This window comes from Psychromonas arctica, assembly GCF_036697365.1.
GTDB classification, from domain to species: Bacteria; Pseudomonadota; Gammaproteobacteria; order Enterobacterales; family Psychromonadaceae; genus Psychromonas; species Psychromonas arctica_A.
Genome location: NZ_JBAHZA010000006.1, coordinates 129,628 through 154,848 on the forward strand (window position 1 = coordinate 129,628; position 25,221 = coordinate 154,848).

A 25,221-nucleotide genomic window follows, 5' to 3' on the forward strand; every position below is an offset into this window, starting at 1 on the left:
ATTTTTTGGTTGGCATAATAACTGCTTAGTAGAGGTATCTATACTTATTTATTAGGTGTCGCCATGACTACTACACAATCAACTCAAGCATCATCGTTACAAACAGAAAGCTATGTAGGGGAGCTAGAACAACTTCGTGCTCAAGCCAACTACATGGATCAATTGTACAACGAGTTGCCTTCTGGTTTGATTGTCATTGATGGCAACGGAATTGTTGAGCAAGCGAACCGTGTTGCAATACAGTTGCTAGGGGAGCCATTAGAAAATATGCGTTGGAGCGATATTATCAAACGCTCATTTAGCCCTAAAAATGATGATGGTCATGAAATTTCCTTAAAAAATGGTCGTCGTATTCAACTTTCAATTTCCTCATTGGAAGGGCAACCAGGGCAACTTATTCTACTTACAGATTTAACGCATACTCGCCAATTACAGGAGCATGTGGCGACCTTAAAGCGTTTATCTTCTTTAGGGAAAATGGTCGCGTCATTAGCACATCAAATCCGCACACCTTTATCAGCAGCTATGTTATATGGTGCAAACTTAGCGAATAAAACACTTAATGAAACCGCGCGTTCACGCTTTCAGGGTAAGCTGATGAATCGTTTACAAGATTTAGAGACACAAGTAAATGACATGTTGTTGTTTGCACGTAGTGGTGAACAAAAAATAGTTGAGGAAGTGTCCGTTGCTGCACTCTTAGAGGAAGTTAGAAATGCCAGTGATGCCATGATGTTAGGGGTCTCAGGCAATCTACAATGTAAGCTGCCTGATCCAGATCTATTTATTTTGGCGAATAAAAATGCACTCACTAGTGCGATGACTAATTTAATCTCCAATGCCGTTGAAGCAACTGGACAAGGCGCTCATTTGTACATCAGTGCAATCCAGCGTGGTGAAGACAAAATTGAAATCTCAGTGATGGATAATGGCCCCGGCATTGAAAAACAACGTTTAGCCAAAGTAATGGAAGCTTTTTATACCACTAAATCACAAGGCACAGGTTTAGGCTTAGCAGTGGTTCAAGGGGTAGTGCAGTCCCATAAAGGAACTGTTGAAGTTAAATCTGAAGTAGGTAAAGGCAGTTGTTTTACCTTAGTGCTGCCACTTCATCGAGTGCAATTAAGTAAAGTGGTAGGAGCGTAATGATGAATCATAATAAATCACAAGGTAAACTATTAGTCGTAGAGGATGATGCTGGATTGCGCGAAGCGTTAATTGATACATTGTTATTAGCTGGATACGATTGTCAAGAAGTCGACAGTGCTGAGTCAGCATTAATAGCGCTTAGCAAATCAACCTTCGATCTGGTAGTGAGTGATATTCAAATGGGAGGAATGAGCGGTCTAACATTATTGCAAAATATTAAAAGTAAATATCCAGAAACGCCTGTGCTATTAATGACTGCCTATGCCACTATTGACGATGCGGTAAAAGCAATTCGCGATGGTGCAATAGATTACTTAGCTAAACCTTTTTCGCCGGAAGTATTATTAAATCAAGTCAGCCGCTATGCACCTGTGCATAAAGTACCTTCTTGTACCCCTGTGTTTGGCGACCCTTCAACAGCTTCATTGCTAAGTGTTGCTGAAAAGGTTGCTGGAACAGATGCCTCAGTAATGATTACTGGCCCGAGTGGTTCAGGTAAAGAGGTTTTATCCCGTTATTTACATGATAAGTCTGCACGCAAAGACAACCCTTTTATTGCCATTAACTGCGGGGCAATTCCTGATAATATGCTGGAAGCCACTCTGTTTGGTTATGAAAAAGGCGCCTTTACAGGAGCGATTCAAGCTTGCCCTGGCAAATTTGAACAGGCACAAAACGGAACAATTCTGTTAGATGAAATAACTGAAATGCCATTAGAGCTGCAAGTTAAATTATTACGAGTATTACAAGAGAGAGAGGTCGAACGTCTAGGATCTCGTAAAACGATTAAATTGAATATTCGAGTCTTAGCAACAAGTAACCGAGATATTAAAAAAGCTGTAGAGGCGGGTATTTTTCGAGAAGATTTATATTATCGTCTTAATGTTTTTCCTCTACAGTGGTTACCTTTACATCAACGTAAAGGTGATATTTTACCTTTGGCAATGCATTTACTAGCCAGTCATGCAACAGACCAAGCACTTCCTATTCCTCAATTATCTGAACAAGCAGAACAGTTGTTAATTAACTACACATGGCCAGGTAATGTTCGAGAATTGGATAATGTAATGCAGAGAGCACTTATTTTGTCTGTAGGGGATACCATTGGTTGTGAGGCGTTAATATTAGAAGATCAACAATTTGAACACATAATTCAGCCAACAATGACAAACTCTGCGAACTTTTATGTAGACAGTAACCTTATAAATACACCATCAAAGCAAGTTGAAGCAGAAGTGATAGTAACCGATGATGGTTTAGGGCAAGGATTGAAACAACAAGAACAAAAAATGATCTTAGATGCTTTGCAAACCTGTCGTGGAAAACGTAAAGATGTTGCTGAGTTATTAGGTATTAGCCCACGTACTTTACGATATAAAATTGCTCGCATGAAAGAGCAAGGCGTTGCACTCCCAGTATAACTAATTGTTGAGTTATGTATGATATTGTTAAAGAAGCATCAAAATAAAAATTTGTGCATAAATTAAGCTTGTAAATAATAATTGTTATCAATAGAATGGTCGGCCATTCATAATGATACTTATTTATAGGAAGAAATATGTTTATCAAAAAAGGTTTAACTGTTTTGTTTGCTGGTGCATCTGTATTGGCTAGTTCAATGTCTTTTGCTGCCGGAGAAGTCAATGTGTATTCTTATCGCCAGCCTTTTTTAATTGAACCAATGATGAAAGAGTTCACTGATGAAACTGGTATCAAAGTTAACATTTTATTTGCAAAAAAAGGGCTAATTGAGCGTATCAAGCGAGAAGGTTCATTATCTCAAGCAGATGTCATGTTAACTTCAGATTTTAGTCGTTTAGCATTGTTCACTGAAGATGGTTTAGCACAACCAGTCAATAGCGATGTAATCAATGAAAATATCCCAGAACAATACCAAGGTGCTGACAAGCAGTGGTTTGCATTAACAACTCGTGCTCGTAGCATTTACTCTTCTGTCGATCGCGTTGGTCCAGCTCCTTCTATTACTTACCAAGATCTTGCTACACCAGCTTTTAAAGGGAAAGTATGCATGCGCTCTGGTAAACATCCTTATAATGTTTCTTTGTTAGCATCGATTATTGCACATGAAGGTGAAGCAAAAGCAAAAACTTGGTTAGAAGGATTAAAAGCCAATTTAGCTCGTAAACCACAAGGTAATGATCGCGCACAAGTTAAAGCTGTTAAAGAAGGTTTATGTGATTATGCATTAACCAATAGCTACTATTTAGGCAAAATGCTTAACGACCCAAAACAAGTTGCTTGGGCTGAAGCAGTACATATCAATTTCCCTAATCAAGAAACTACTGGCACACACATGAATATTAGTGGTGTTTCATTAGTTAAGTATGCACCTAATAAAGAAAATGCGGTTAAATTAATCGAATTTTTATCTGGTGATGTTGCACAACAAATGTATGCTGAAGATAACTTTGAATATCCTGTAAAAGTTGATGTTAAACCATCGGAATTGGTTGCATCTTGGGGGGAATTCAAACAAGATAAGATTAAATTATCAGACGTGGCTGCACAACATGAAGCAGCTATCAAGTTACTGGATGAAGTGAAATTTGATCTCTAACCCGTTTAATCTTTACAAGTTACTACCTTGGGTAGTAACTTGTATTTTGTTATCTCCTGTTTTTGCTATATTTATTAATGCTTTTAATTTCGATGAAAGTGGTAGTTTTAAGCATATTTTAGACACTGTCTTATTCGATTATATTCATAATTCGATTCTTGTTATTCTATTTGTTATTCTGATTAGCCTTGTCTTTGCGTTACCTTCAGCTTGGTTTGTCGCATGTTGTGAGTTTCCTACACGTAAAAAATTACAGTGGATTTTGATGTTACCTTTAGCAATGCCGCCATATATTGTTGCTATTGTTTACACTGACTTATTAGATTTTGCTGGGCCTGTTCAACTTACTTTACGCGCTTGGTTTGGCTGGCAATCAGTCACAGATTACTACTTTCCTGATATTCGTACCTTATTCGGTGCTTCCTTTATTTTAGCGCTATCATTATTTCCTTATTTATATTTGTTACTACGTGGTGCTTTTTTAACCCAGTCAGCTGGACTATTTCAAGCGGCAAGAACATTAGGTTTATCACCTTATCGTGCTTTTTGGAAAGTGAGCATCCCACTCTCCCGCTCTGCAATGGCCGTTGGAATATCTTTAATTGCGATGGAAACATTAGGGGATTTTGCGACGGTTAATTATTTTGCGGTTCATACGTTGACGACTGCAATTTATGATACTTGGTTGGAATTAGGCAGTTTAACGACAGCGGCTAAGATATCTTCTTTGATGTTATTGGCTTTAGTTATTTTAATTTCCTTAGAGAATTATAGCCGACGCAAACAACAAGTTTATCAACGTAATAACAGTGGAAGTACCGATCTTCGTTTTCATCTTACTGGCTGGAAAAAGTGGGGAGTGCTTGGTTTTACTTGGTCCTTATTAGGGCTTTCATTATTTATTCCAATTGGAACCTTGATTTATTATGCCGTGAATTATTTCATGGAGTCATTAAACGATCAGTTATTTAATTATACGTTAAATAGTTTATGGCTTGCTTTTTTAGTTGCTATTTTGGCGCTATTAGTTGCGCTTATTGTTAATTTTTATCAGCGTTTAAGCCCGGGAATATTAGCTAAATCCAGTATTCGCTTATCTTCTTTAGGCTATGCTGTGCCAGGTACAGTCGTTGCTATTGGAGTGTTGATTCCATTAACTAGCTTAGACCTATTACTAAATGATTTATTAATCAAATGGGATATATCACCCGTTGGACTTGTTTTTTCTGGCTCAGTCGCTGTGTTAGTTTTGGGCTACTTGGTTCGTTTTAGTGCTATAGCTGTAGGCAGTGTTGACAGTAGCTTAGTGCAAGTCTCTCCATCATTAGATTTAGCCTCTAGAACCTTAGGTAATGGGCCTGCAAAAACCTTGTGGCGTGTTAATATACCATTGATTAAAAAAGGATTATTAACTGCCTTTATTTTAGTGTTCATTGAATCAATGAAAGAACTACCTGCGGCTTTGCTTTTACGTCCTTTTAATTTTGAAACATTAGCTACTTATGTTTATCAATATGTCTCTGATGAGATGATAGAATACGCAGCTTTACCAGCTTTAATGATCATTGCATTAGGCTTGATTCCATTTGTTGTAGTTAATCGTTTGTTGGAGCAAAAGCATTAATGAGTGCGTTAGATATAAAAAACCTCAGTTGTTCGTATCAAAAAACGTCTGTATTAGCTGGGTTAAACCTGACTTTAGAAAATAATGAGATAGTTTGTCTACTAGGTGAAAGCGGTTGTGGTAAAACGACCTTATTAAGAGCGGTAGCTGGGTTACAATCTGAGCTTTCTGGTGATATTAGCATCCAGCAAAAAGTACTTAACGACCCACAAACTAACATTCCGCCTGAATTACGAAAAATAGGACTTATTTTTCAAGATTATGCATTATTTCCACATTTAAATGTCTTTGATAATGTAGCTTTTTCGCTAGCAACTAATATGTCTAAAAGTGAAAAACAACAGCGTGTTGAAGAGGTCTTAGCCTTAGTTCAGCTGAGCGATATGGAAAAGCGCTTCCCACATCAGCTATCTGGCGGACAACAACAACGTATTGCCATAGCTCGTGCATTGGCATATCAACCTGATTTAATGTTATTAGATGAGCCTTTCTCTAATCTAGACCAGCACGTTCGTTTTCAACTAATCCACGAAATCCGTCATCTCTTTAAACAGCGTCAAATGAGTGCACTATTCGTTACCCATTCTAAAGAAGAAGGCTTTGCTTTTGCAGATCGTATTGCTTTAATGAAAGCTGGAAAAATAGTACAAATAGATACCGCGCAAAAATTATATCGAGCACCTAACTCCATCTATGTTGCAGACTTTATGGGGCAAGCTAATTATATTGGTTTAAATATTTTAGATGACTATAGCTATCAGAGTTGTTTTGGCGTGTTATACACACAAGCTAAAATAGACCAGCCAAAGGAAGCGGCATTACGCCTTTTATTAAGACCTGAACATATTGATATCACACCAGATCAAAGTGGTAAAGCTGTGGTTAAACAGGTTGCATTTCAAGGGGCTTCTCAACAGATAACAGCACAATTTGCAGGGCAGGATTTTTTAATTAAGTACAGTAATCATACTTGCGATAGTGTTTTCTTCCAAGAAGGAGATAAAGTAACATTAAGCTTATTAAATCATGATTTTGTGGTATTTGCTGATTAAGTAGTACTGCGTTTCTAATCTATTAATAACAACTACAACTAACAAAAACCAGTGCTTAGAAAGTCACTGGCTTTTGTTATGATTATAGATCCAATATAGTTATGTACTAGGACTTAACTCGTACATAAGACTAACCTTTAACGCATCCTCCTGCTCTTTACTTAGCGCATCCCCTTCAACAGTAGAAACAATAAATAAATCTTCCGCTCTTTCACCAATAGTCGTGATTTTTGCTGTATCTAACATTAATCCATGTTCTACAAATACTGTGCCTATATTTGCTAAAATACCCGGAGCATCAAAGGCAACCACTTCAATTTGTGTTCGCTTGCGGCGTGTCGGTAAGAAGGTAATTTGAGGTTCAAATTTAAAGGGTCTTTTGACTCGCTCTAAACGAATAATATTAGAGTTAACTATATTTGGTTTTAATAATGTATCAATAATCGCTTCTTTAACACGTTGAATTTTATCAACGTCAATATGTTCACCATCTTCTTCTAGTACTGTAAAAGTACTTAGTGAGTAATTATCACGACTAGAGAGGATTTTTGCATCTTGAACACTAAGTTTTTTATTATCTATTTCAGTAACCACTGATGAAAACAAAGTGCGAATATCTCTACTATAAACAAAAATTTCACTGCCTCGCGCATTTTCAGTACTGATTAATACCATTGGTCGGTCATGATCTTGATGCGCTAATAAATGTTTTGTATGCCAACAGATTTGTGCCGATGTATAACGGAAAAAGTAGTTTAATCTAAAACGCTTCCATAGAGGCTGTACTTGCGCTTCACTAATACCTTGTTCTGCCAAAATAGCTAAGGCTTTAAATTGGCGATCACGAATTCGGTCGCGGACATCTGGTGGGTTTTCTAAACCACGGCGTAGCATGGTTAATGTTTTATAGTATAAATCACGCAATAGAGAAGCTTTCCAGCTATTCCAAGTATCTTCATTAGTTGCACAGATATCTGCTACGGTAAGGCAATAAAGTAGATTCAGGTGTTTCTCGTCTCTTACTGTTTTAGCAAACTCAATGATTACATTAGGGTCACTAATATCACGGCGTTGTGCCGTTACAGACATGGTTAAATGGTGCTCAACTAACCAAGCCACCACTTTGCTTTCGTGACGAGTTAAACCATGTAAACCACAAAAAGCGAGTGCATCTACAGCACCTAATGTTGAGTGGTCACCTTGTTGGCCTTTAGCAATATCATGGAAAATAGTGGCTAAAAACAGTAATTCAGGCTTCTCTAAGCTTTTAAATATTTCATGAGCTAGGGGATGCTCTGCTTTACTATTGGGATAGTTATTAATTAATTTAGCAAGTTTGTGTGTATGTGCATCAACAGTGTAAGCATGGAATAGGTCAAACTGCATTTGCCCTACAATGCGACTCCATTGGGGGATATAAGCAGCTAACACACCGTGTTCATACATTAATGTAAAAGGTAAGCCCATTCCTCGAGGATGTTTTATAATCTCCATAAAGACTGAACGGCATTCTGGGATATTTTGCAACCAGTGGGTTAAGCATCGACGAGCTTCACGTAGTTCTCTTAAGGTTGCTGAGTAGATACCCTTGATGCGTTGGTCATTTGCGATATGCACAAATAATTGAATCATTGCTTCTGGGTTTTCTTGGAAAAAACCAGAAGTGGTTAATTCAATTTTATTACCACGGATTCTGAAATGCTCATCAATATCATGGAATTCTGTTGCTACATTACCTAAGATGGCTTCATCAAAGTATTGTAATAACATCTCATTGAGTTCTTTAACACGGCGGATGGTTTGATAGAACACTTTCATCATCTGTTCTACTGCTTCATTACGCTGTCCGGTATAGCCTAATAATTTAGCCACATCACTTTGAAAGTCAAATAGTAAACGATTATCAGGGCGGTTTGTAACTGTATGCAGAGCAAAGCGAATCGTCCAGAGTTGTGACTGACAATCGCTAATTTCATGATATTCAGCTTGTGTAATATAACCGTATGAGGTGAGCTCTAATAAACTTTGCGCATCAAAGTGACGTTTAGAAACCCAAGCAATGGTTTGAATATCTCGCAAGCCACCACAACCATTCTTGATATCAGGTTCTAATGTATAACCATCACCACGGCAATTTTTATGGCGTCCAAATTGCTCTTCCTTTTTAATGGTGAAAAATTTATCTGATGGCCAAAAATCGTCTTCTGCGATCACTTCTTGGAGCTTATCAAAAGTATTTTGATTACCTTTTAATAAGCGAGACTCAATCATACTGGTTGCAATGGTAATGTCTGCTTTACCTTGTTCGACACAATCTTTAATAGTACGAACGCTGTTACCGACATCCAGTTTTAGATCCCAGAGTAGGGTGATTAACTGGCTGATCTTTTCCTCTGAAGCTTGGCTGAAACCATGATCGGATAATATTAATAAATCAATATCAGACTTCGGATGTAATTCTCCACGACCGTATCCACCCACGGCTAATAAACTCAGATCATAACTTTCATCTAAGCCAACTAAGTCCCACAGTCGACCTAATAGTTCATCAACATACAAGGCACGCATCGCTACAATATCATTAATATGTTGTTTAGCTTGAAACTGCTCAAGTTGCCAATCAGAAAATGTTTGAAGATGATTTTTGAGAAAAGGAATCGTGAGATCTTGTGGTTGAATATTTAGCGGAGAATACTGTTCAAAGTCCATTTAAAGCCTCGATATTGTAACCTGCATACAAGGGTGTATGCAGGTTGTCTTTACGTTTATGCTGGGTTAATAATACGCTCTATTGTTTCTTCAGGACGTAGTGTTAAAATTTCAACACCCGTTTCTGTCACTAATAAAGTGTGTTCCCATTGCGCTGATAGTTTCTTGTCTTTAGTGACAACAGTCCATTCGTCACGTAATACTTTACAGTCTCGTTTACCAGCGTTTAGCATTGGTTCAATAGTAAAACATTGCCCGGCTTTTAAAACTTCACCCGTACCTTTTTTACCGTAATGCAATACTTGAGGCTCTTCATGGAAGCCTGCTCCAATACCATGGCCACAGTATTCACGCACAATTGAGTAGTTATGGTTTTCTGCATGCTTTTGAATCGCAGCTCCAATATCACCCAAGCGCACACCTGGCTTAACCATGTTAATGCCGATATATAAACATTCCTGTGCAACACGAGATAGACGTTCAGCAAGGATTGTTCCTTTGCCAACCATGAACATTTTTGATGTATCGCCATGGTAACCGTCTTTGATTACTGTGATATCAATGTTTAGCGCATCGCCGTCTTTCAATGGTTTGTCATTGGGAATACCGTGACATACTACATAGTTTAAGGAAGTACAGATTGATTTAGGAAAACCGTGGTAATTTAAAGGTGCTGGAATACCGCCTTGTACATTGACTATGTAGTCGTGACAAAGTTGATTCAACTCGTTAGTTGTTACACCTTTCTTAACATGCGGTTCAATCATAGTTAATACATCAGCTGCTTGTTGACCTGCAACGCGCATTTTCTCTATTTCTTCTGGGGTTTTGATCAGTCCTGCCATGAGAGTTCTCTACACTTTTTTGAATAAAAATTTATAGTGTAACTATAAAGAATTTTAAGCTTTGGTGCTAGACAAAATAATAGCAACGGAGTTTAAAGCAAAGGACTCATTGTTCATAAATAACGGGCTTAAAAAAAGCGTTATTCGATACGCTATTTATTGAGCTAATTTAGTAACTGTGGTATAAAGCGCACCGAGATTGATAGATTAATTTTTTGATCGCTCTCTCAAATAATCCAGATAATCTATTCACTATTTATAACATATTGAATATTAAAGATTATTATTTAAATAACACACACGCATCGACACGTCACTCGGGGTGCCTTTTTCTGTTTAAGAAATTAATGGTCGAGTGTATGGGATGTGTGGAGGCCTAACCCCTTAAGAGGAAATTCAAATGGCAACAGTATCAATGCGCGATATGCTACAAGCAGGCGTTCACTTCGGTCACCAAACTCGTTACTGGAACCCAAAAATGAAACCATTCATTTTTGGTGCTCGTAATAAAGTTCATATCATCAACCTTGAAAAAACAGTTCCAATGTTTAACCAAGCGCTTAACTTCTTAGAAGCTAAAGCAGCTAAAAAAGGTAAAATCCTTTTTGTTGGTACTAAACGTGCAGCTTCAGAAGCTGTTAAAGAAGCTGCAATTTCATGTGATCAGTTCTACGTAGATCACCGCTGGTTAGGTGGTATGTTGACTAACTGGAAAACAGTTCGTCAATCGATCAAACGTTTGAAAGATCTTGAAACTCAAAGCCAAGACGGTACTTTTGACAAGCTAACTAAGAAAGAAGCGCTAATGCGTACTCGTGAATTAGAAAAGCTTGAAAAAACACTTGGTGGTATCAAAAACATGGGTGGTATCCCAGATGCAATCTTCGTAATCGATGCAGATCACGAGCACATTGCAATTAAAGAAGCGAATAACCTAGGTATTCCAGTTATCGCTGTTGTAGATACTAACTCTTGCCCAGATAACATCGATTACATCGTTCCTGGTAATGATGATGCTATCCGTGCAGTTAAGCTTTACTTAAGTGCAGCTGCTGAAGCTGTTAAAGAAGGCCGTACTGCAGAAGTAGTAGTCGCTGAAGGTTTTGTTGAAGAAGAATCAGCTGAGAAATAAGCACTTCTTTTAATAGAAGCTCTTATTAACCAATATTTGGTTGGTTATCAGGGGTCTATATGGCCCCTTTTTTATAGAAATAATATAGGAATTCAAACGATGGCTATTACAGCTAAGCAAGTTAAAGAACTTCGTGACCGCACAGCTGCGGGTATGATGGATTGTAAAAAAGCATTAGTTGAGGCAGATGGCGACATCGAGCTTGCAATTGAAAATATGCGTAAATCAGGTGCAATTAAAGCAGCTAAAAAAGCAGGCCGTATTGCTGCTGAAGGTGCTATCTTTGCTAAAACAGACGGCACTACAGCATTAATCATTGAAGTTAACTGTGAAACAGACTTCGTTGCAATGGATAAAAGCTTCTTAGCATTTGCTGAAAAAGCAGCTGATATCGCACTTGCAAATAAAGTTGATTCAGTTGAAGCACTAAACGCACTTGCATACGATGACATTACAGTTAACGAAGCACGTGAACTTTTAGTTGCTAAAATCGGTGAAAACATCTCTGTACGTCGTTTACAAATCGTTGAAGGTGAAAACCTAGGCGCTTACGTACACAGCCGTAAAATCGGTGTTATCTCTGTGCTAACTGGCGGTGACGCTGAACTAGCTAAAGATATCGCAATGCACGTTGCAGCAGCAGCTCCTCAGTTTGTTAAACCTGAAGATGTACCTGCAGACGTAGTTGCTAAAGAAAAAGAAATTCAATTACAAATCGCAATTGAAAGCGGCAAGCCTGCTGAAATCGCAGAGAAGATGGTTAATGGTCGTATGGCTAAGTTTACTGGTGAAGTAAGTTTAACTGGTCAATCTTTCATTAAAGATCCATCAATCTCTGTTGCTAAACTTCTTAAAGGTGCAAGTGCAGACGTAGTCTCTTTTGTGCGTTTAGAAGTTGGTGAAGGTATTGAGAAAAAAGAAGAAGATTTTGCTGCTGAAGTTGCTGCAACAATGGCTGCTGCTAAGTAATCTACTTCAAAACAATAGGTAATGTTTAATACATAGACCGTTGTAAAAAGAACCGCGGCATGACTGCGGTTCTTTTATATTAAAAAGTAATAGAATTTTTCTGTATAATCACCTATTTTAGACTTATTTTTTAAAACTCTTTTTATAATTCTTTTAAAAAATCGGTATTATTTCAACTTAAGGAATGGAATTATGAGCACTAACCCTAAATCAGCTTATCGTCGTATTTTATTAAAATTGAGTGGCGAAGCGCTCGTTGGTGAAGAAGGGTTCGGTATTGACCCAAAAGTGCTAGATCGCATGGCATTAGAGATTAAATCTTTAATTGAATCGGGTGTACAAGTTGGGTTAGTTATTGGTGGTGGTAACATTTTCCGTGGCGCTGGCTTAGCACAAGCAGGGATGAACCGTGTTGTGGGTGACCACATGGGTATGTTAGCAACAGTTATGAATGGTTTAGCAATGCGTGATGCGTTACATCGTTCACACGTAAACTCTCGTTTAATGTCAGCGATTCCATTAAATGGTGTATGTGACGATTATAACTGGGCAGAAGCAATTAAGTACTTAAAGCTAGGGACTGTTGTTATCTTCTCAGCTGGAACTGGTAACCCATTCTTTACAACTGATTCTGCTGCTTGTTTACGTGGTATTGAAATTGAAGCCGACGCAGTACTAAAAGGCACTAAAGTTGATGGTGTTTACGATGCAGACCCAGTTAAAAACCCAGATGCTAAATTATACAGTGTATTAGATTACCAAACTGTATTAGAAAAAGAATTGCAAGTGATGGACTTAGCTGCCTTTACTCTAGCACGTGATCATAGCTTACCTATTCGTGTCTTCAACATGAACAAACCTGGTGCATTAAGCCGTGTTGTATTAGGTGGAGATGAAGGTACAACTATCACTCACGCAGAAGAAAATATTTAATTATTAATCAAATAGCCTTGATATAGACTCAATTAAGTTAGGAAAAAGATATGATTAACGAAATCAAAGATGATGCACAAACTCGAATGAACAAAAGCATCGAATCATTTAAAAGCCAATTAGCAAAAGTGCGTACAGGCCGTGCGCACCCGAGCTTGTTAGATGGTATTATGGTGCCTTATTACGGTTCAAATACACCACTACGTCAAGTAGGTAATGTTTCAACTGAAGATGCACGTACATTAACTATTACCGTATTCGATGCGACGTTAATTGCAGCAGTAGAAAAAGCTATTATGGGCTCTAACCTAGGTTTAAACCCTATGTCTGCAGGTACGGTTATTCGTATCCCTTTACCGCCATTAACTGAAGAACGTCGTAAGGATTTAATTAAAGTCGTTCGTGGTGAAGCTGAAAATACACGTATTGCTATTCGTAATATTCGTCGTGATGCTAATGGCGATTTTAAGGACCTTGAGAAAGAAAAAGAGATCAGTGAAGATCAACAAAGACAAGGTGAAGAGTTAGTTCAAAAAGCGACTAATGAAAGCATTAAAAAAGTAGATGAAGTATTAGCTGTTAAAGAAGCTGAATTGTTAGAAGTTTAGTTCTAGCTATTATTAAACATATGCACCTTTTACTTTGTAGCAGGTGCATTTTACTTTTTGTAAAGGATTACTGTGACTACAGAAACGCTTAATAACAAACTTCCAAGACACGTCGCTATTATCATGGACGGAAATGGTCGTTGGTCTGAAAAACAAGGCAAACATCGCGTTTTTGGCCATAAACATGGCGTAACGGCATTACGTAAAACAATCACCTTTGCAAGAGATAGCAAGCTTGAAGCTTTAACTATTTTTGCTTTTAGTAGCGAAAACTGGAAACGCCCTGAACAAGAAGTAAGCATGTTAATGGAGCTTTTCTTTATGGTGTTAGGACGTGAAATTAAAAAGCTACATAAAAACAATATTAAACTAACCATCATTGGTGATATTTCAGGTTTCAGTGAGCGATTACAAAAGAAGGTAAAAGAAGGTCAAGAGTTAACGAAAAATAATACTGGTTTAGCCCTCAATGTCGCCGCTAACTATGGTGGACGTTGGGATATTGCTAATGCAACTAAAAATATTGCAATCCAAGTACAAAATGGTGAATTATCTGTTGATGAAATTGATGAAAGTTTACTATGCAAAACCCTATGTTTGAGTGATTTACCAAGTGTAGATCTGATGATTAGAACAGGTGGCGATTATCGCATTAGCAACTTTTTATTATGGCAATTAGCTTACGCAGAACTTTATTTTACCGATACATTGTGGCCCGATTTTGATGCGGATGCCTTTCAGTTAGCACTCGATGTATTCTCAGGTAAAGAGCGACGTTTTGGACAAACTAGCGCTCAAGTAAACTGCTAAATCATACCAAGCTAAGTATTTTGGTCTACAGACAATAACGGGACTTTTCTGTGAAACAACGAATTATAACTGCGCTGGTATTAGCGCCCTTAGCGATTGCTGCTATTTTTTTCTTACCACTTAAATTTTTTATCTTATTCGCTACGGTTGTATTTCTATTAGCTAGTAAAGAATGGGCTGGGTTTGTCAGCAAAGAACCTTCCTCTAAAATCTTATACGTTTTTGCAATTATCTTAGGTATTAGCCTGTTCTTAATCCCTTCAGAACATATTTGGATAGAGCACACATTAAATCCTTATATTTCATCAGGTTTAGTTGTAGCAGCAGTATGGTGGTGTGTTGCACTATTGATGGTCATAGGTTACCCCGGTTCTGCTAAACGATGGAAATCTAGTCGTGCCACCAAAGCTTTATTTGGATTGTTAACATTGGTACCATTTTTTTGGGGCTTAGTAGTACTACGTTCAGTGAATATTAATGTTGATTTCTATTTTGGTTCTCAATTAGTTATGTATGTTTTCTTGCTTGTTTGGGCCGCTGATTCCGGTGCTTATTTTGCAGGGCGTCAGTTTGGTAAACGTAAGTTGGCACCGAATGTTAGTCCAGGTAAAACCATTGAAGGTTTATTAGGTGGGGTAGTCTGTGCTGCTATTGTTGCTTACTTTGCTAGCCAATATTTCGCTATAGCGGATAACAAATTAGTTATATTTTTTATTGCTTCAATCATTACCACATTAGTCTCTGCATTAGGTGATTTGACTGAAAGTATCTTTAAACGCGAAGCTGGCTTAAAAGATAGTAGCAATTTATTGCCTGGCCATGGCGGAATTTTAGATCGTATCGATAGTCTTACTGCCGCTTTACCTGTATTTTCGCTTATTTATATCTATTGGTTAGCTTAATCATGAAAAATTTAGCGGTATTAGGGGCAACTGGCTCGATTGGTGATAGTACGCTTAGTGTATGTCGTCAGAATCCAACACTGTATAATGTGCAATTTCTTTATGCCGCAAGTAATGTACAAAAAATGTTGGCATTATGCATTGAATTTACCCCTCAATATGTTGCCCTTGCTAATACAGAGGCTTCAGCCCAATTAAATAAACAGTTACAAGACCATAATTTAACCTGCCAAGTACTTAACGAGAATGACGTTCTTGCATTATTGGGTAGTGAGCAGATTGATTCCGTGATGGCTGCTATTGTCGGTGCTGCTGGATTAAAAACAACCTTAGCTGCTGTCCATGCCGGTAAAGAAATATTTCTTGCCAATAAAGAATCATTGGTGATGTCTGGCGCTCTATTCATTGAAGCAGTAAAAGCATCTGGTGCAAAGTTGTGGCCAGTTGATAGTGAGCATAATGCCATTTTTCAATCTATGTCGGCAAGCCTACAAGAAACAATCGGACATTGTGATTTAAAAGAAGCTGGCGTTTCTAAAATATTGTTAACCGGATCGGGCGGTCCATTCTTGAATAAAGATTTAGGTGAATTTTCTGATATTACACCAGCAGCTGCTATTAAACATCCGAATTGGTCGATGGGACCTAAAATCTCTATTGATTCAGCAACTATGATGAATAAAGGCTTAGAGTATATCGAAGCTAAATGGTTATTTAATGCGAATAAAGAACAGCTACAAGTTATTATCCATCCCCAATCAGTAATCCATTCGATGGTGCAATACCAAGATGGAAGTGTGATATCACAAATGGGGAATCCAGATATGCGTGTGCCTATTGCACATGTAATGGGTGGAGAAAAACGCATCAAAAGTGGTGTAGATAATTTTGATTTCTTTAGTACAAATGATTTCAGTTTTGTAGCACCTGATTTCAACCGTTATCCATGTTTAAAGTTAGCCATTGATGCTTGTTATCAAGGCCAACATGCTACCACTACGCTTAATGCTGCTAATGAAATTGCAGTACAAGCCTTTTTAGATGAACGTATCTCCTTCCCCGCCATTGCAGTCGTTGTTGAAGAAGTGTTAAATCAATTAACACCACAAAAAATATCAACAATTGACGAGTTACTGTTGATCGATAAAATAGCTAGGCAGTCAGCTGCTGACATAATTAATCGGGGTATCACTTGTTAGATTTTCTTTGGAATACAGCTTCATTTATTATTGCGTTAAGCATCTTAGTGGCGATTCACGAATACGGGCATTTTTGGGTAGCTCGTCGCTGCGGTGTAAAAGTACATCGTTTTTCGCTAGGGTTTGGCAAAGTTTTATTTAAAAAGATAGATAAGCATGGCACTGAATTTGCGGTAGCTGCTATTCCCTTGGGCGGCTATGTGAAAATGCTGGATGGACGAGTAGAAGAAGTACCTGAAGAGTTGAGTGAATTTGCCTTCAACAATAAAACTGTTTGGCAGCGTATAGCGATTGTAGCAGCTGGACCAATTGCTAATTTCTTATTGGCTATCGTCGCTTTCTTCATTATGTATAGCATTGGTGTAAACAGTGCTAAGCCAATTATAAATGGCATAAAAGATAATTCACCCGTGAGCACAATTAACCAGCAGTGGTTTGAAGTTGAGGCTGTAAACGGCCAATCTGTAAATGACTGGGAAGCATTAAACCTAGCATTAATTGCTCAAATTGGTGAACCGAGCGTTGACATAACCATTGCGCCTATTTTGCGCTCAAACTCACAAATAGTTAATGAACCAAGCCAAACTTACACAGTCTCATTACAAAATTGGCAATTTGATCCTAAAAAACAATCTGTAGTGAGTAGCCTTGGGTTTATCCCATATTCGCCTCAAGTGCACCTTGTTGCTGCTAATATAAGTGATGATAGTGCTGCACAGCGAAGTGGTATTTTAAAGGGTGATAAACTGATTGCGATTAACGGTCAAGCACTAGACGACTGGGCACAATTTGTAAAATTGATTCAAAAGAATCCTAATAATTCGTTACAATTACAGATTGAAAGACAAGCTCAAAGTCAAACTATTACATTAACACCTGACTCCAGAGAGTTAGCTAATGGAGATATTCAAGGGTTTATTGGATTGGCGCCGCAGGTAGATGATTACCCTGAGCAGTTCCGTGTGAATTTACAATATGGTGTTATTGAAGCTGCGTTGAAGGGGATCGATAAAACGTGGCAGTTATCTGAATTGACCTTTAGTACATTGGTGAAATTGGTTACTGGAGATTTATCAGTTAAAAACCTAAGTGGGCCTATTGGTATTGCTAAAGGCGCAGGGATGAGCGCAGGTTATGGGTTTGTATACTTTTTAGGATTTATTGCACTAATCAGTGTTAACTTGGGTATTATGAATCTCATTCCATTACCGGTATTAGATGGAGGGCACTTAGTGTATTACTTCATCGAGGCTGTTACTGGTAAAGAAGTTTCTGAACGAGTTCAAGAAATTGGTTTTAAAATCGGTGCCTGTGTACTGGTTACTTTTATGTCAATCGCCGTACTTAATGACCTTAATTTATTATAAAGTACAAATAAATAGACTGTGAGAGTAATTATCATTAAATGATAATGATACACTGCGCTATTAATCTATATGTTTAAACTGTTTTGCACTCCAGTGCAGTAAAGGATTTCGTAGAGAATGTTTAAGAAATATTTTTTGGCCATGGCATTAACTGTCACAGGGTGCTTTTCTAACTTTGTTACTGCAGAAGAGTTCACCATCTCCGATTTACAATTCGAAGGCTTACAACGTGTCACTTTAGGTGCAGCATTATTAAGTTTGCCAATTAGAGAAGGCGATTTAGTCGATGATTATGACTTATCGCAAGCAATAAAAAAGTTATATAGCACCAGCTATTTTGAATCAATCCAGTTGTTTAGAGACGAGTCTGTACTTGTTTTTAAAGTTAAAGAGCGCCCAACGATCAGCGCAATTGAATTAACTGGCAATGACAAGTTAAGTGAAGAGCAAATATTAGATTCATTGAAATCATCATCAATACAGGTTGGTGATACATTAGATAGAACAGTTTTAACTAGTATTGAAAAAAGCTTAGAAGACTTTTACCACAGTGTCGGGAAATACTCTGCTCAAGTTGAAACTATTGTCACTCCTCTACCAAGAAATCGTGTTTCTCTACAGTTTGTTTTCCGTGAAGGGTTAACTGCCAAAATAGAGCAAATTAATATTGTTGGCAATAGTGTTTACTCAGATGAGCAATTATTAAAACGTCTAACTCTTAGTGAGTCTAATGGTTGGTGGGATCTATTTGCTGATGATAATTACCAAAAGCAAAAGTTATCCGGTGATTTAGAGGTAATTAAAAGCTATTACTTAGATCGAGGCTATATCCGCTTTAAAATTGATGAAACACAAGTTGCGCTAAGACCTAATAAAAAAGGAGTTTACGTCACTGTAAACGTTAAAGAGGGCGATATTTACAATGTATCAGATGTGACATTTATTGGTGACTTATTAGGCCATGATGATGACATTAAAAGCTTAGTTTCTTTTAAAAAGGGTGATGTTTATGCTGCGTCAGAAGTTGCTGCTGTTGAACAGAGTATTAGTAAATACTTCGGTCGTTTAGGCTATGCTTTCCCTGAAATCAACACATACCCTGAAATTGATGATGAAACAAACACCGTTGTCGTAAACTTTTCTGTTGATCCAGGCCAACGTGGTTATGTGAGATATATTAATATCTCTGGCAATACTTCGACGAAAGATGTGGTATTACGTCGTGAAATGCGCCAAATGGAAGGTGGGTGGTTATCCAGTGAAAATATTGAGCTTTCACGTGCCCGTTTAAATCGTCTAGGTTACTTCTCAAAAGTAGACATTGATACTGAGCGTGTTAGCGATGACCTCGTTGATGTGAATGTCAATGTTGAAGAACAATCATCTGGTAGTTTTAATGCTGGTATTGGTTTCGGTACTGATTCAGGCGTTAGCTTGAGCGGTGGTATTCAAGAAAGTAACTTCTTAGGTAGCGGTGATAAAATATCATTACAAACTAAAGTTAATGATTACAGTTTAAGTGCTGATCTTAGTTACACTACACCTTATTTGACTAAAGATGGAGTCAGCGGTGGAGCTCAAATCTATTACAATAAATTTGAGGCTGGTGATGCAAATATTGTTGATTATACAAATACTACTTATGGCTTGAAATTAAGTGCAGGTTTTCCTGTTAATGAAATTAACCGTTTAGGTTTCAGTATTGGTTGGGAAAACAATGGTATTTCTCAGTTGAATGGCTACGAACAGTTAAGTGATTTCTGGGATATATATGGTTCATTTCAAAAATCTGATGGTAGCGCTAACTTTAAAAACTTTGATGCAAGTGCGACATGGACTCGTAATAACCTTGATAGAGGACAGTTAGCAACACAAGGTATGTCTCATACATTAAAAGCTGAAGCAACAATTCCTGGCTCAGACTTACAATATTTCAAAATTAACTTTGATATCCGTAATTATCAACGCTTAACACTTGACGGTTCGTGGACAACCTTATTACGAGGCAGTTTAGGATATGGTAACGGCTATGGTACATTTGAAGGAAGCGATCAAATCCTGCCATTCTTCGAAAACTATTATGTAGGTGGGTATCGTACTATACGTGGTTTTTCGAGTAACTCAGTCGGGCCTCGGGCTTTCTATACGGGGGTGAACAATAGCGGTAATACAACGAACACCTATACTGATAGTGCTGTAGGGGGTAATGCAAAATATACATTAAGTGCGGAACTTATCTTCCCTACGCCGTTCTTAGATGAAGCTTATTCAAGACAATTGCGTAGTAGCGTGTTTATTGACGCGGGTGAAGTTTGGGACACAGAGTTTGATTATGACACTTATTCTTCTTACAGTTGTTCGCGTAATTGTGATTATGCAGGTGACTATTCTAAACCTGGACGAACGCGTGTATCGATGGGTACTCAGTTAACTTGGGTATCACCTTTAGGGCCATTAGTCTTTACCTTAGCTGTACCATTAAAAGACTACGCAGGCGATACAACTGAAATATTCTCATTCAATATTGGTGATGTTTTCTAGTTATTATCTTGCTTGATTAAGCCAATAAGAGTGCGCAACAGCGCACTTGTTTTTTCTTTTTATAACTATTTTATTAAGACGGAGTTACAACATGAAGACCTTTTTTAAAGTTATTACATTAGCAACTGCAATGGGTACTATTTCAGCTGTAAACGCAGCAGAAGCACAAAAAATTGGTGTAGTATTTCCATCAAAAGTAATGCAAGAATCTCCGCAACGTGCGCAAGTAATTAAAAAGCTAGAGGCGGAATTTAAAGGCCGTTATCAAAAATTACAATCTCTAGAAAAAGAGATTAAAACGTTACAAACTAAAATCCAGAAAGATGGTGAGCTGTTAGGTAAGAGCGAAGTTACTAAATTGCAACGTGAATTAGAAGTAAAAGTCTCTGAATATAAATTAAGCCGTAAAGCATTCGAAGAAGATCAACGTCGCCGTCAAAGTGAAGAGCAACAAAAAACACTTAAAGTGGTACGTGATGTAATCAGCAATATTGCTAAAGAAGGCCAATACGACATCATTCTAAATGGTGAGCAAATTGTATTTTCTAAACCTGGCTTAGATATCTCAGATCAAGTTATTCAAGAAATTAGTACTAAATAGGGTTTATTATGGCTCACTTATTAGCAAATTTAGCAACACAGCTATCAGCTCAATTAGGCGGAAACGGTGATTTAATCATTGAGCGCTTGGCAACATTTGATAGTGCAAAACAAGGGGATATTACCTTTGTTTCAGATAAGAAATTACTGACACGATTATCTGAATGCACTGCTAGTGCTATCGTATTGCCTAGCGAATTAAAGGACTCTTATTCTGGCAATGCATTATTTATGGATAACCCATACGTGGGATATGCATTATTAGCTCGATTATTTGATACAACGCCAAATTTGAGCGCAAATATTGCAGACTCTGCTGTTATTCATGAAACTGCTAGCATTGGTAAAAATGTTGCTATTGCCGAGAATGTTGTGGTTGGTAAAAATGCTAAGGTTGGCGATAATAGCCAGATATTTGCTAATACAGTGATCGGTGAAGGAACTGAATTAGGGAATGATTGTAAAATCTACCCTAATGTCTCTATTTATCATGCCTGTGAAATTGGTAATAACGTGATAATTCACGCCAATACGATTATTGGATCTGATGGGTTTGGTAATGCACCTTATCAAGGTACTTGGGTGAAAATTCCACAGATTGGTAAAGTTATTATTGGTGATGATGTCGAGATTGGCTCAAGTACCACTATTGATAGGGGCGCCCTTTCAGATACTGTGATTGGTAAAGGCGTAAAAATTGATAATCAATGTCAGATAGCCCATAACGTAAAAATCGGTGAACATTGTGCAATTGCTGGTGGCACGAATATTGCTGGTAGTACGGTGGTAGGCAAGCATTGTATTATTGGTGGCAGTGTGGCAATGAATGGTCATATTACTATTACAGATAGTGTTGTCATTACTGGTGACAGCATGGTGATGCGTAGCATTAATAAGTCTGGCGTGTATTCTTCTGGTGTCCCGGCACAAGAGAGCAAAGCTTGGCGTAAAACAACAGCTTATACATTAAAAATTGAAGAATTATTCAAGCGAGTAAAACAGCTTGAAAAGCAATTAGAAGAAAAAAACTAAGGAAGTTATCGTGTCAAACGAATTAAATAGTCTGGACATCAAGGAGATCATGGATCTTCTACCGCATCGTTACCCATTTTTATTACTTGATCGCGTTGTCGATCACGTACCAGGTGAAACTTTACAAGGTTACAAAAATGTATCGTTTAATGAGCCTCAATTTACTGGGCATTTCCCTGGTACGCCAGTTTTTCCAGGAGTATTAATTTTAGAAGCATTAGCACAAGCTACCGGTGTGTTGGCGTTTACTAAGCACGGGAAACCTGCTGAAAATGAGCTATACTTCTTTGCTTCAATTGATAAAGTAAAATTCCGTAAGCCAGTTGTTCCTGGTGATAGACTGGATTTAGACGTGACATGTATCGGTGAGAAACGTGGCATGGGTAAATTTGAGTGTAAAGCTAAAGTTGATGGACAAGTGGTTTGTCAAGCCGAAATTATGTGTGCAAGAAGAGAGATCTAATGATTGATTCAACAGCAAATATTCATCCAACAGCGATAGTTCATGAAAATGCAGCTATCGGAAAAAATGTAGAGGTCGGTCCTTATAGCATCATCGGCGATAATGTTGAAATTGGTGATGATTGCTGGATTGGTCCACACGTTGTAATCAAAGGCTCCACCAAAATGGGTAAGGGTAATAAAATCTACCAGTTTGCCTCAATCGGTGAAGACTGCCAAGATCTTAAATATAAAGGCGAAGTGACTTATTTAGAGATTGGTGATAATAATGTATTTCGTGAAAGTTGCACGATTCATCGTGGTACAACACAAGATGAAAGTACTACTAAAATTGGCAACAATAATTTATTAATGGCTTATGTGCATGTTGGGCATGATTGTGTTCTGGCAGATAATATTATTATGTCAAATAATGCAACTTTAGCGGGTCATTGTAAAATCGCTAATAACGTGATTATTGGTGGTTTATCTGCATTACATCAGTTTTCACGAGTAGGTGAACACGCTATGATTGGTGGTTGTTCGGCTGTTAATAAAGATATTCCGCCTTACTTTATTGCGTCAGGAAATTATGCTGAGGCGCAGAGTATTAACTCTGTAGGTTTAAAACGTCATGGTTTTAGTAGTGCAACCATTATGCAAATTAAACGTGCTTATAAAACAATATGTCGCCAAGGTAAAACATTAGCGGAAGCGAAAGCGGAGATTGCAGCTAATGTTGAAGATTGCCCTGAGTTAAAAACCTTGTTAGATTTTATTTCTGATGAGAATCGCGGTATTGTTCGCTAAGCCGATTTGTTTAAAATATTTTAAAAAATAGGCTCTTTTTGAGCCTTTTTTTTTACCTGCTGTAAATAGATGCTCTACCAATGAGAGCACATTATTTAATGTAAGCGGTATAACCTAGAAATGATAAGAAGATAACCATGACTAAACCATTACGTATTGGATTAATCGCCGGAGAAACCTCGGGTGATATTTTAGGGGAAGGTTTAATTAAAGCGCTTAAGTTGCAATATCCTGATGCTATTTTTGAAGGTATTGCTGGTCCTCGTATGATTGCTCAGGGTTGTACTGCATTGCATCCTTTAGAAGCCTTGTCAGTAATGGGATTTGTAGAAGTATTAGGGAAGTTGCGCAGCATTTTGCGTATTCGTAAATCCATTACCCAATACTTTATCAAGAATCCACCAGATATTTTTATTGGTATTGATGCACCTGATTTTAATTTAACGGTGGAGCTTAAATTAAAACAGCAAGGTATTAAAACCATCCATTATGTTAGCCCTTCTGTGTGGGCGTGGAAGCAATGGCGTATTCATAAAATAGCTAAAGCAACGGATCTAGTACTGGCTTTTTTACCTTTTGAAAAAGCGTTTTATGATAAGTTTGATGTACCTTGTCAATTCATTGGACATACCTTAGCTGACCAATTACCACTTAAACGTGATCAATTAGGGGCCCGAAAACAACTGCAAATACATCCTGATAAAAAGGTGTTAGCTTTATTGCCTGGGAGCCGTAAAGCCGAAGTGGAAATGCTCGGTCCTATTTTTTTACAAGCGGCCCAAATTATCTATCAAAAATATCCAGATTATTGTTTTGTTGTACCTGTAGTTAATGAACGTCGCAGACAACAATTTCAAGCACAAATCGATGCCTTAGCCTCACCATTACCAATCACGTTATATGATGGCCAATCTAGTGCTATTTTACAGTCTGCAGATTTAGTTTTACTCGCTTCAGGTACGGCTGCTTTAGAAGCAATGTTAGCTAAAGCTCCGATGGTCGTTGCCTATAAAGTATCACCATTAACCTATATGATTGCTAAAGCGTTAGTCAAAGTGAAGTATACTTCCCTGCCTAATCTGATTGCAGATAAAGAAGTCGTTAAAGAATTAAGCCAAGGCGATTGTACAGTGGATAATATTGTTGCTGAGTTAACACGTTTAATCGAACATGATGGCCAGCAAATGGTAGAAACCTTTACAGAGTTGCATCAACAAATCCGTTGTGATGCTGATACACAAGCAGCTAATGCTGTGATTAATTTATTAAACCATTAATTGATAATTTCCCAATAGAGAAGATTAAACATGAAAACAGAGTTCCCTGAAATTGCCTACCCGGATTTACCAAATATTGCCGGGGTAGATGAAGTTGGGCGTGGGCCTCTGGTTGGCGATGTAGTAACTGCAGCAGTTATTTTAGATCCCAATAAGCCAATAAGTGGATTAACAGACTCGAAAAAGCTAAGTGAGAAGAAGTTAGTCCTATTATTTGATCAAATTAATGAAAATGCATTAGCAGTGAGTATCGGAAGAGCCTCTCCAATAGAGATAGATGAGCTCAATATATTGCACGCAACTATGCTTGCTATGCAACGAGCAGTACAAGGGTTATCTATTCAACCTGGTTATGTGTTTATCGATGGTAATCGTTGCCCTCAATTACCAATGCCAAGTGAAGCAGTAGTTAAAGGTGATTTACGTGTGGCAGAGATAAGTGCCGCTTCTATTATTGCAAAGGTAACACGTGACCGTGAAATGGTAGAGTTGGATAAACGTTACCCAGCCTACGGGTTTGCTAAACATAAAGGTTATCCAACTAAGGCTCATTTTGAAGCATTGCAAACACATGGAGTGATTGCTGAGTACCGTCAAAGCTTTAAACCTGTTAAAGCTATTTTAACTGCCACATCAAAGTAGA

At 37.8% G+C, this 25,221-nt stretch carries 22 protein-coding genes; 20 read left to right on the forward strand and 2 right to left on the reverse strand.

Annotation, left to right across the window (positions count from 1 at the left end; genetic code table 11):
* Nucleotides 1–63: 63 nt before the first annotated feature.
* The 5 genes from V5290_RS08800 to V5290_RS08820 all read left to right on the forward strand — a co-directional run bounded on the left by V5290_RS08800 (nt 64) and on the right by V5290_RS08820 (nt 6,403).
* Nucleotides 64–1,146 carry a sensor histidine kinase gene (locus V5290_RS08800; protein WP_333384207.1) on the forward strand — a complete coding sequence of 361 codons (1,083 nt, stop codon included), beginning with the start codon at nt 64–66 and terminating at the stop codon, nt 1,144–1,146.
* Nucleotides 1,146–2,570 carry a sigma-54 dependent transcriptional regulator gene (locus tag V5290_RS08805; protein WP_333384209.1) on the forward strand — a complete coding sequence of 475 codons (1,425 nt, stop codon included), beginning with the start codon at nt 1,146–1,148 and terminating at the stop codon, nt 2,568–2,570. Before V5290_RS08800 ends, V5290_RS08805 begins: the two co-directional genes overlap by 1 nt.
* Before the next feature lie 197 nt (nt 2,571–2,767).
* The gene (locus tag V5290_RS08810) at nt 2,768–3,727 is read left to right on the forward strand and encodes a Fe(3+) ABC transporter substrate-binding protein (protein WP_333384569.1); all 960 of its coding nucleotides are present in this window, start codon (nt 2,768–2,770) and stop codon (nt 3,725–3,727) included.
* Nucleotides 3,720–5,351: an ABC transporter permease gene (locus tag V5290_RS08815; protein WP_416351610.1), complete on the forward strand. Its 1,632-nt coding sequence runs from the start codon at nt 3,720–3,722 to the stop codon at nt 5,349–5,351. Before V5290_RS08810 ends, V5290_RS08815 begins: the two co-directional genes overlap by 8 nt.
* On the forward strand, nt 5,351–6,403 hold the full coding sequence (locus V5290_RS08820; RefSeq protein WP_333384217.1) for an ABC transporter ATP-binding protein: 1,053 nt from the start codon (nt 5,351–5,353) through the stop codon (nt 6,401–6,403). Before V5290_RS08815 ends, V5290_RS08820 begins: the two co-directional genes overlap by 1 nt.
* A 99-nt stretch (nt 6,404–6,502) precedes the next feature.
* Here V5290_RS08820 and glnD read toward each other — a convergent pair whose 3' ends face one another.
* Nucleotides 6,503–9,112 carry a [protein-PII] uridylyltransferase gene (gene glnD, locus V5290_RS08825; protein ID WP_333384220.1) on the reverse strand — a complete coding sequence of 870 codons (2,610 nt, stop codon included), beginning with the start codon at nt 9,110–9,112 and terminating at the stop codon, nt 6,503–6,505.
* A 56-nt stretch (nt 9,113–9,168) separates the two neighbouring features.
* Nucleotides 9,169–9,957, reverse strand: a complete 789-nt coding sequence (map, locus tag V5290_RS08830; RefSeq protein WP_333384223.1) for a type I methionyl aminopeptidase — start codon at nt 9,955–9,957, stop codon at nt 9,169–9,171.
* 400 nt (nt 9,958–10,357) lie between these two features.
* Here map and rpsB point away from each other — a divergent pair, with 400 nt between their 5' ends.
* The 15 genes from rpsB (at nt 10,358) to rnhB (ending at nt 25,220) form a co-directional block, all read left to right on the forward strand.
* Nucleotides 10,358–11,089 carry a 30S ribosomal protein S2 gene (gene rpsB, locus V5290_RS08835; protein WP_113817957.1) on the forward strand — a complete coding sequence of 244 codons (732 nt, stop codon included), beginning with the start codon at nt 10,358–10,360 and terminating at the stop codon, nt 11,087–11,089.
* A gap of 99 nt (nt 11,090–11,188) precedes the next feature.
* Nucleotides 11,189–12,058 carry a translation elongation factor Ts gene (gene tsf, locus V5290_RS08840; RefSeq protein WP_333384225.1) on the forward strand — a complete coding sequence of 290 codons (870 nt, stop codon included), beginning with the start codon at nt 11,189–11,191 and terminating at the stop codon, nt 12,056–12,058.
* Between the two features lie 192 nt (nt 12,059–12,250).
* Nucleotides 12,251–12,991: a UMP kinase gene (pyrH, locus tag V5290_RS08845; protein WP_113817955.1), complete on the forward strand. Its 741-nt coding sequence runs from the start codon at nt 12,251–12,253 to the stop codon at nt 12,989–12,991.
* Nucleotides 12,992–13,041: 50 nt separating this feature from the next.
* Complete coding sequence (gene frr, locus V5290_RS08850) at nt 13,042–13,599, forward strand: ribosome recycling factor (protein WP_113817954.1); 558 nt, start codon at nt 13,042–13,044, stop codon at nt 13,597–13,599.
* A gap of 66 nt (nt 13,600–13,665) precedes the next feature.
* Entirely contained in the window at nt 13,666–14,409 is a 744-nt protein-coding gene (gene uppS, locus V5290_RS08855; protein ID WP_333384572.1) for a polyprenyl diphosphate synthase, read from the forward strand.
* Between the two features lie 50 nt (nt 14,410–14,459).
* Nucleotides 14,460–15,311, forward strand: a complete 852-nt coding sequence (locus V5290_RS08860; RefSeq protein ID WP_333384229.1) for a phosphatidate cytidylyltransferase — start codon at nt 14,460–14,462, stop codon at nt 15,309–15,311.
* A gap of 2 nt (nt 15,312–15,313) precedes the next feature.
* Complete coding sequence (gene ispC, locus V5290_RS08865) at nt 15,314–16,510, forward strand: 1-deoxy-D-xylulose-5-phosphate reductoisomerase (RefSeq protein WP_333384231.1); 1,197 nt, start codon at nt 15,314–15,316, stop codon at nt 16,508–16,510.
* A complete protein-coding gene (gene rseP / locus V5290_RS08870; RefSeq protein WP_333384234.1) occupies nt 16,504–17,877 on the forward strand; it encodes a sigma E protease regulator RseP in 1,374 nt (457 codons plus the stop codon). The genes ispC and rseP overlap by 7 nt, the downstream gene beginning before the upstream one ends.
* A 117-nt stretch (nt 17,878–17,994) precedes the next feature.
* Nucleotides 17,995–20,418, forward strand: a complete 2,424-nt coding sequence (bamA, locus tag V5290_RS08875) for an outer membrane protein assembly factor BamA (protein ID WP_333384237.1) — start codon at nt 17,995–17,997, stop codon at nt 20,416–20,418.
* 91 nt (nt 20,419–20,509) lie between these two features.
* Entirely contained in the window at nt 20,510–21,019 is a 510-nt protein-coding gene (locus V5290_RS08880) for an OmpH family outer membrane protein (RefSeq protein ID WP_333384239.1), read from the forward strand.
* A gap of 8 nt (nt 21,020–21,027) precedes the next feature.
* Nucleotides 21,028–22,050: a UDP-3-O-(3-hydroxymyristoyl)glucosamine N-acyltransferase gene (lpxD, locus tag V5290_RS08885; RefSeq protein WP_333384242.1), complete on the forward strand. Its 1,023-nt coding sequence runs from the start codon at nt 21,028–21,030 to the stop codon at nt 22,048–22,050.
* 10 nt (nt 22,051–22,060) lie between these two features.
* Complete coding sequence (fabZ, locus tag V5290_RS08890; RefSeq protein ID WP_113817947.1) at nt 22,061–22,513, forward strand: 3-hydroxyacyl-ACP dehydratase FabZ; 453 nt, start codon at nt 22,061–22,063, stop codon at nt 22,511–22,513.
* Nucleotides 22,513–23,301: an acyl-ACP--UDP-N-acetylglucosamine O-acyltransferase gene (lpxA, locus tag V5290_RS08895; protein ID WP_333384246.1), complete on the forward strand. Its 789-nt coding sequence runs from the start codon at nt 22,513–22,515 to the stop codon at nt 23,299–23,301. The genes fabZ and lpxA overlap by 1 nt, the downstream gene beginning before the upstream one ends.
* Nucleotides 23,302–23,438: 137 nt before the next feature.
* A complete protein-coding gene (gene lpxB / locus V5290_RS08900) occupies nt 23,439–24,578 on the forward strand; it encodes a lipid-A-disaccharide synthase (protein WP_333384248.1) in 1,140 nt (379 codons plus the stop codon).
* Between the two features lie 30 nt (nt 24,579–24,608).
* Nucleotides 24,609–25,220 carry a ribonuclease HII gene (rnhB, locus tag V5290_RS08905; protein ID WP_333384251.1) on the forward strand — a complete coding sequence of 204 codons (612 nt, stop codon included), beginning with the start codon at nt 24,609–24,611 and terminating at the stop codon, nt 25,218–25,220.
* The last annotated feature ends 1 nt before the right edge of the window (nt 25,221 follow it).

Coding starts and splice junctions, on each gene's coding strand:
- V5290_RS08800 (WP_333384207.1), top strand. CDS start 64: ATGACTACTACACAATCAACTCAAGCATCATCGTTACAAACAGAAAGC.
- V5290_RS08805 (WP_333384209.1), top strand. CDS start 1,146: ATGATGAATCATAATAAATCACAAGGTAAACTATTAGTCGTAGAGGAT.
- V5290_RS08810 (WP_333384569.1), top strand. CDS start 2,768: ATGTCTTTTGCTGCCGGAGAAGTCAATGTGTATTCTTATCGCCAGCCT.
- V5290_RS08820 (WP_333384217.1), top strand. CDS start 5,351: ATGAGTGCGTTAGATATAAAAAACCTCAGTTGTTCGTATCAAAAAACG.
- glnD (WP_333384220.1), bottom strand. CDS start 9,112: ATGGACTTTGAACAGTATTCTCCGCTAAATATTCAACCACAAGATCTC.
- map (WP_333384223.1), bottom strand. CDS start 9,957: ATGGCAGGACTGATCAAAACCCCAGAAGAAATAGAGAAAATGCGCGTT.
- rpsB (WP_113817957.1), top strand. CDS start 10,358: ATGGCAACAGTATCAATGCGCGATATGCTACAAGCAGGCGTTCACTTC.
- tsf (WP_333384225.1), top strand. CDS start 11,189: ATGGCTATTACAGCTAAGCAAGTTAAAGAACTTCGTGACCGCACAGCT.
- pyrH (WP_113817955.1), top strand. CDS start 12,251: ATGAGCACTAACCCTAAATCAGCTTATCGTCGTATTTTATTAAAATTG.
- frr (WP_113817954.1), top strand. CDS start 13,042: ATGATTAACGAAATCAAAGATGATGCACAAACTCGAATGAACAAAAGC.
- ispC (WP_333384231.1), top strand. CDS start 15,314: ATGAAAAATTTAGCGGTATTAGGGGCAACTGGCTCGATTGGTGATAGT.
- bamA (WP_333384237.1), top strand. CDS start 17,995: ATGTTTAAGAAATATTTTTTGGCCATGGCATTAACTGTCACAGGGTGC.
- V5290_RS08880 (WP_333384239.1), top strand. CDS start 20,510: ATGAAGACCTTTTTTAAAGTTATTACATTAGCAACTGCAATGGGTACT.
- lpxD (WP_333384242.1), top strand. CDS start 21,028: ATGGCTCACTTATTAGCAAATTTAGCAACACAGCTATCAGCTCAATTA.
- lpxA (WP_333384246.1), top strand. CDS start 22,513: ATGATTGATTCAACAGCAAATATTCATCCAACAGCGATAGTTCATGAA.
- lpxB (WP_333384248.1), top strand. CDS start 23,439: ATGACTAAACCATTACGTATTGGATTAATCGCCGGAGAAACCTCGGGT.
- rnhB (WP_333384251.1), top strand. CDS start 24,609: ATGAAAACAGAGTTCCCTGAAATTGCCTACCCGGATTTACCAAATATT.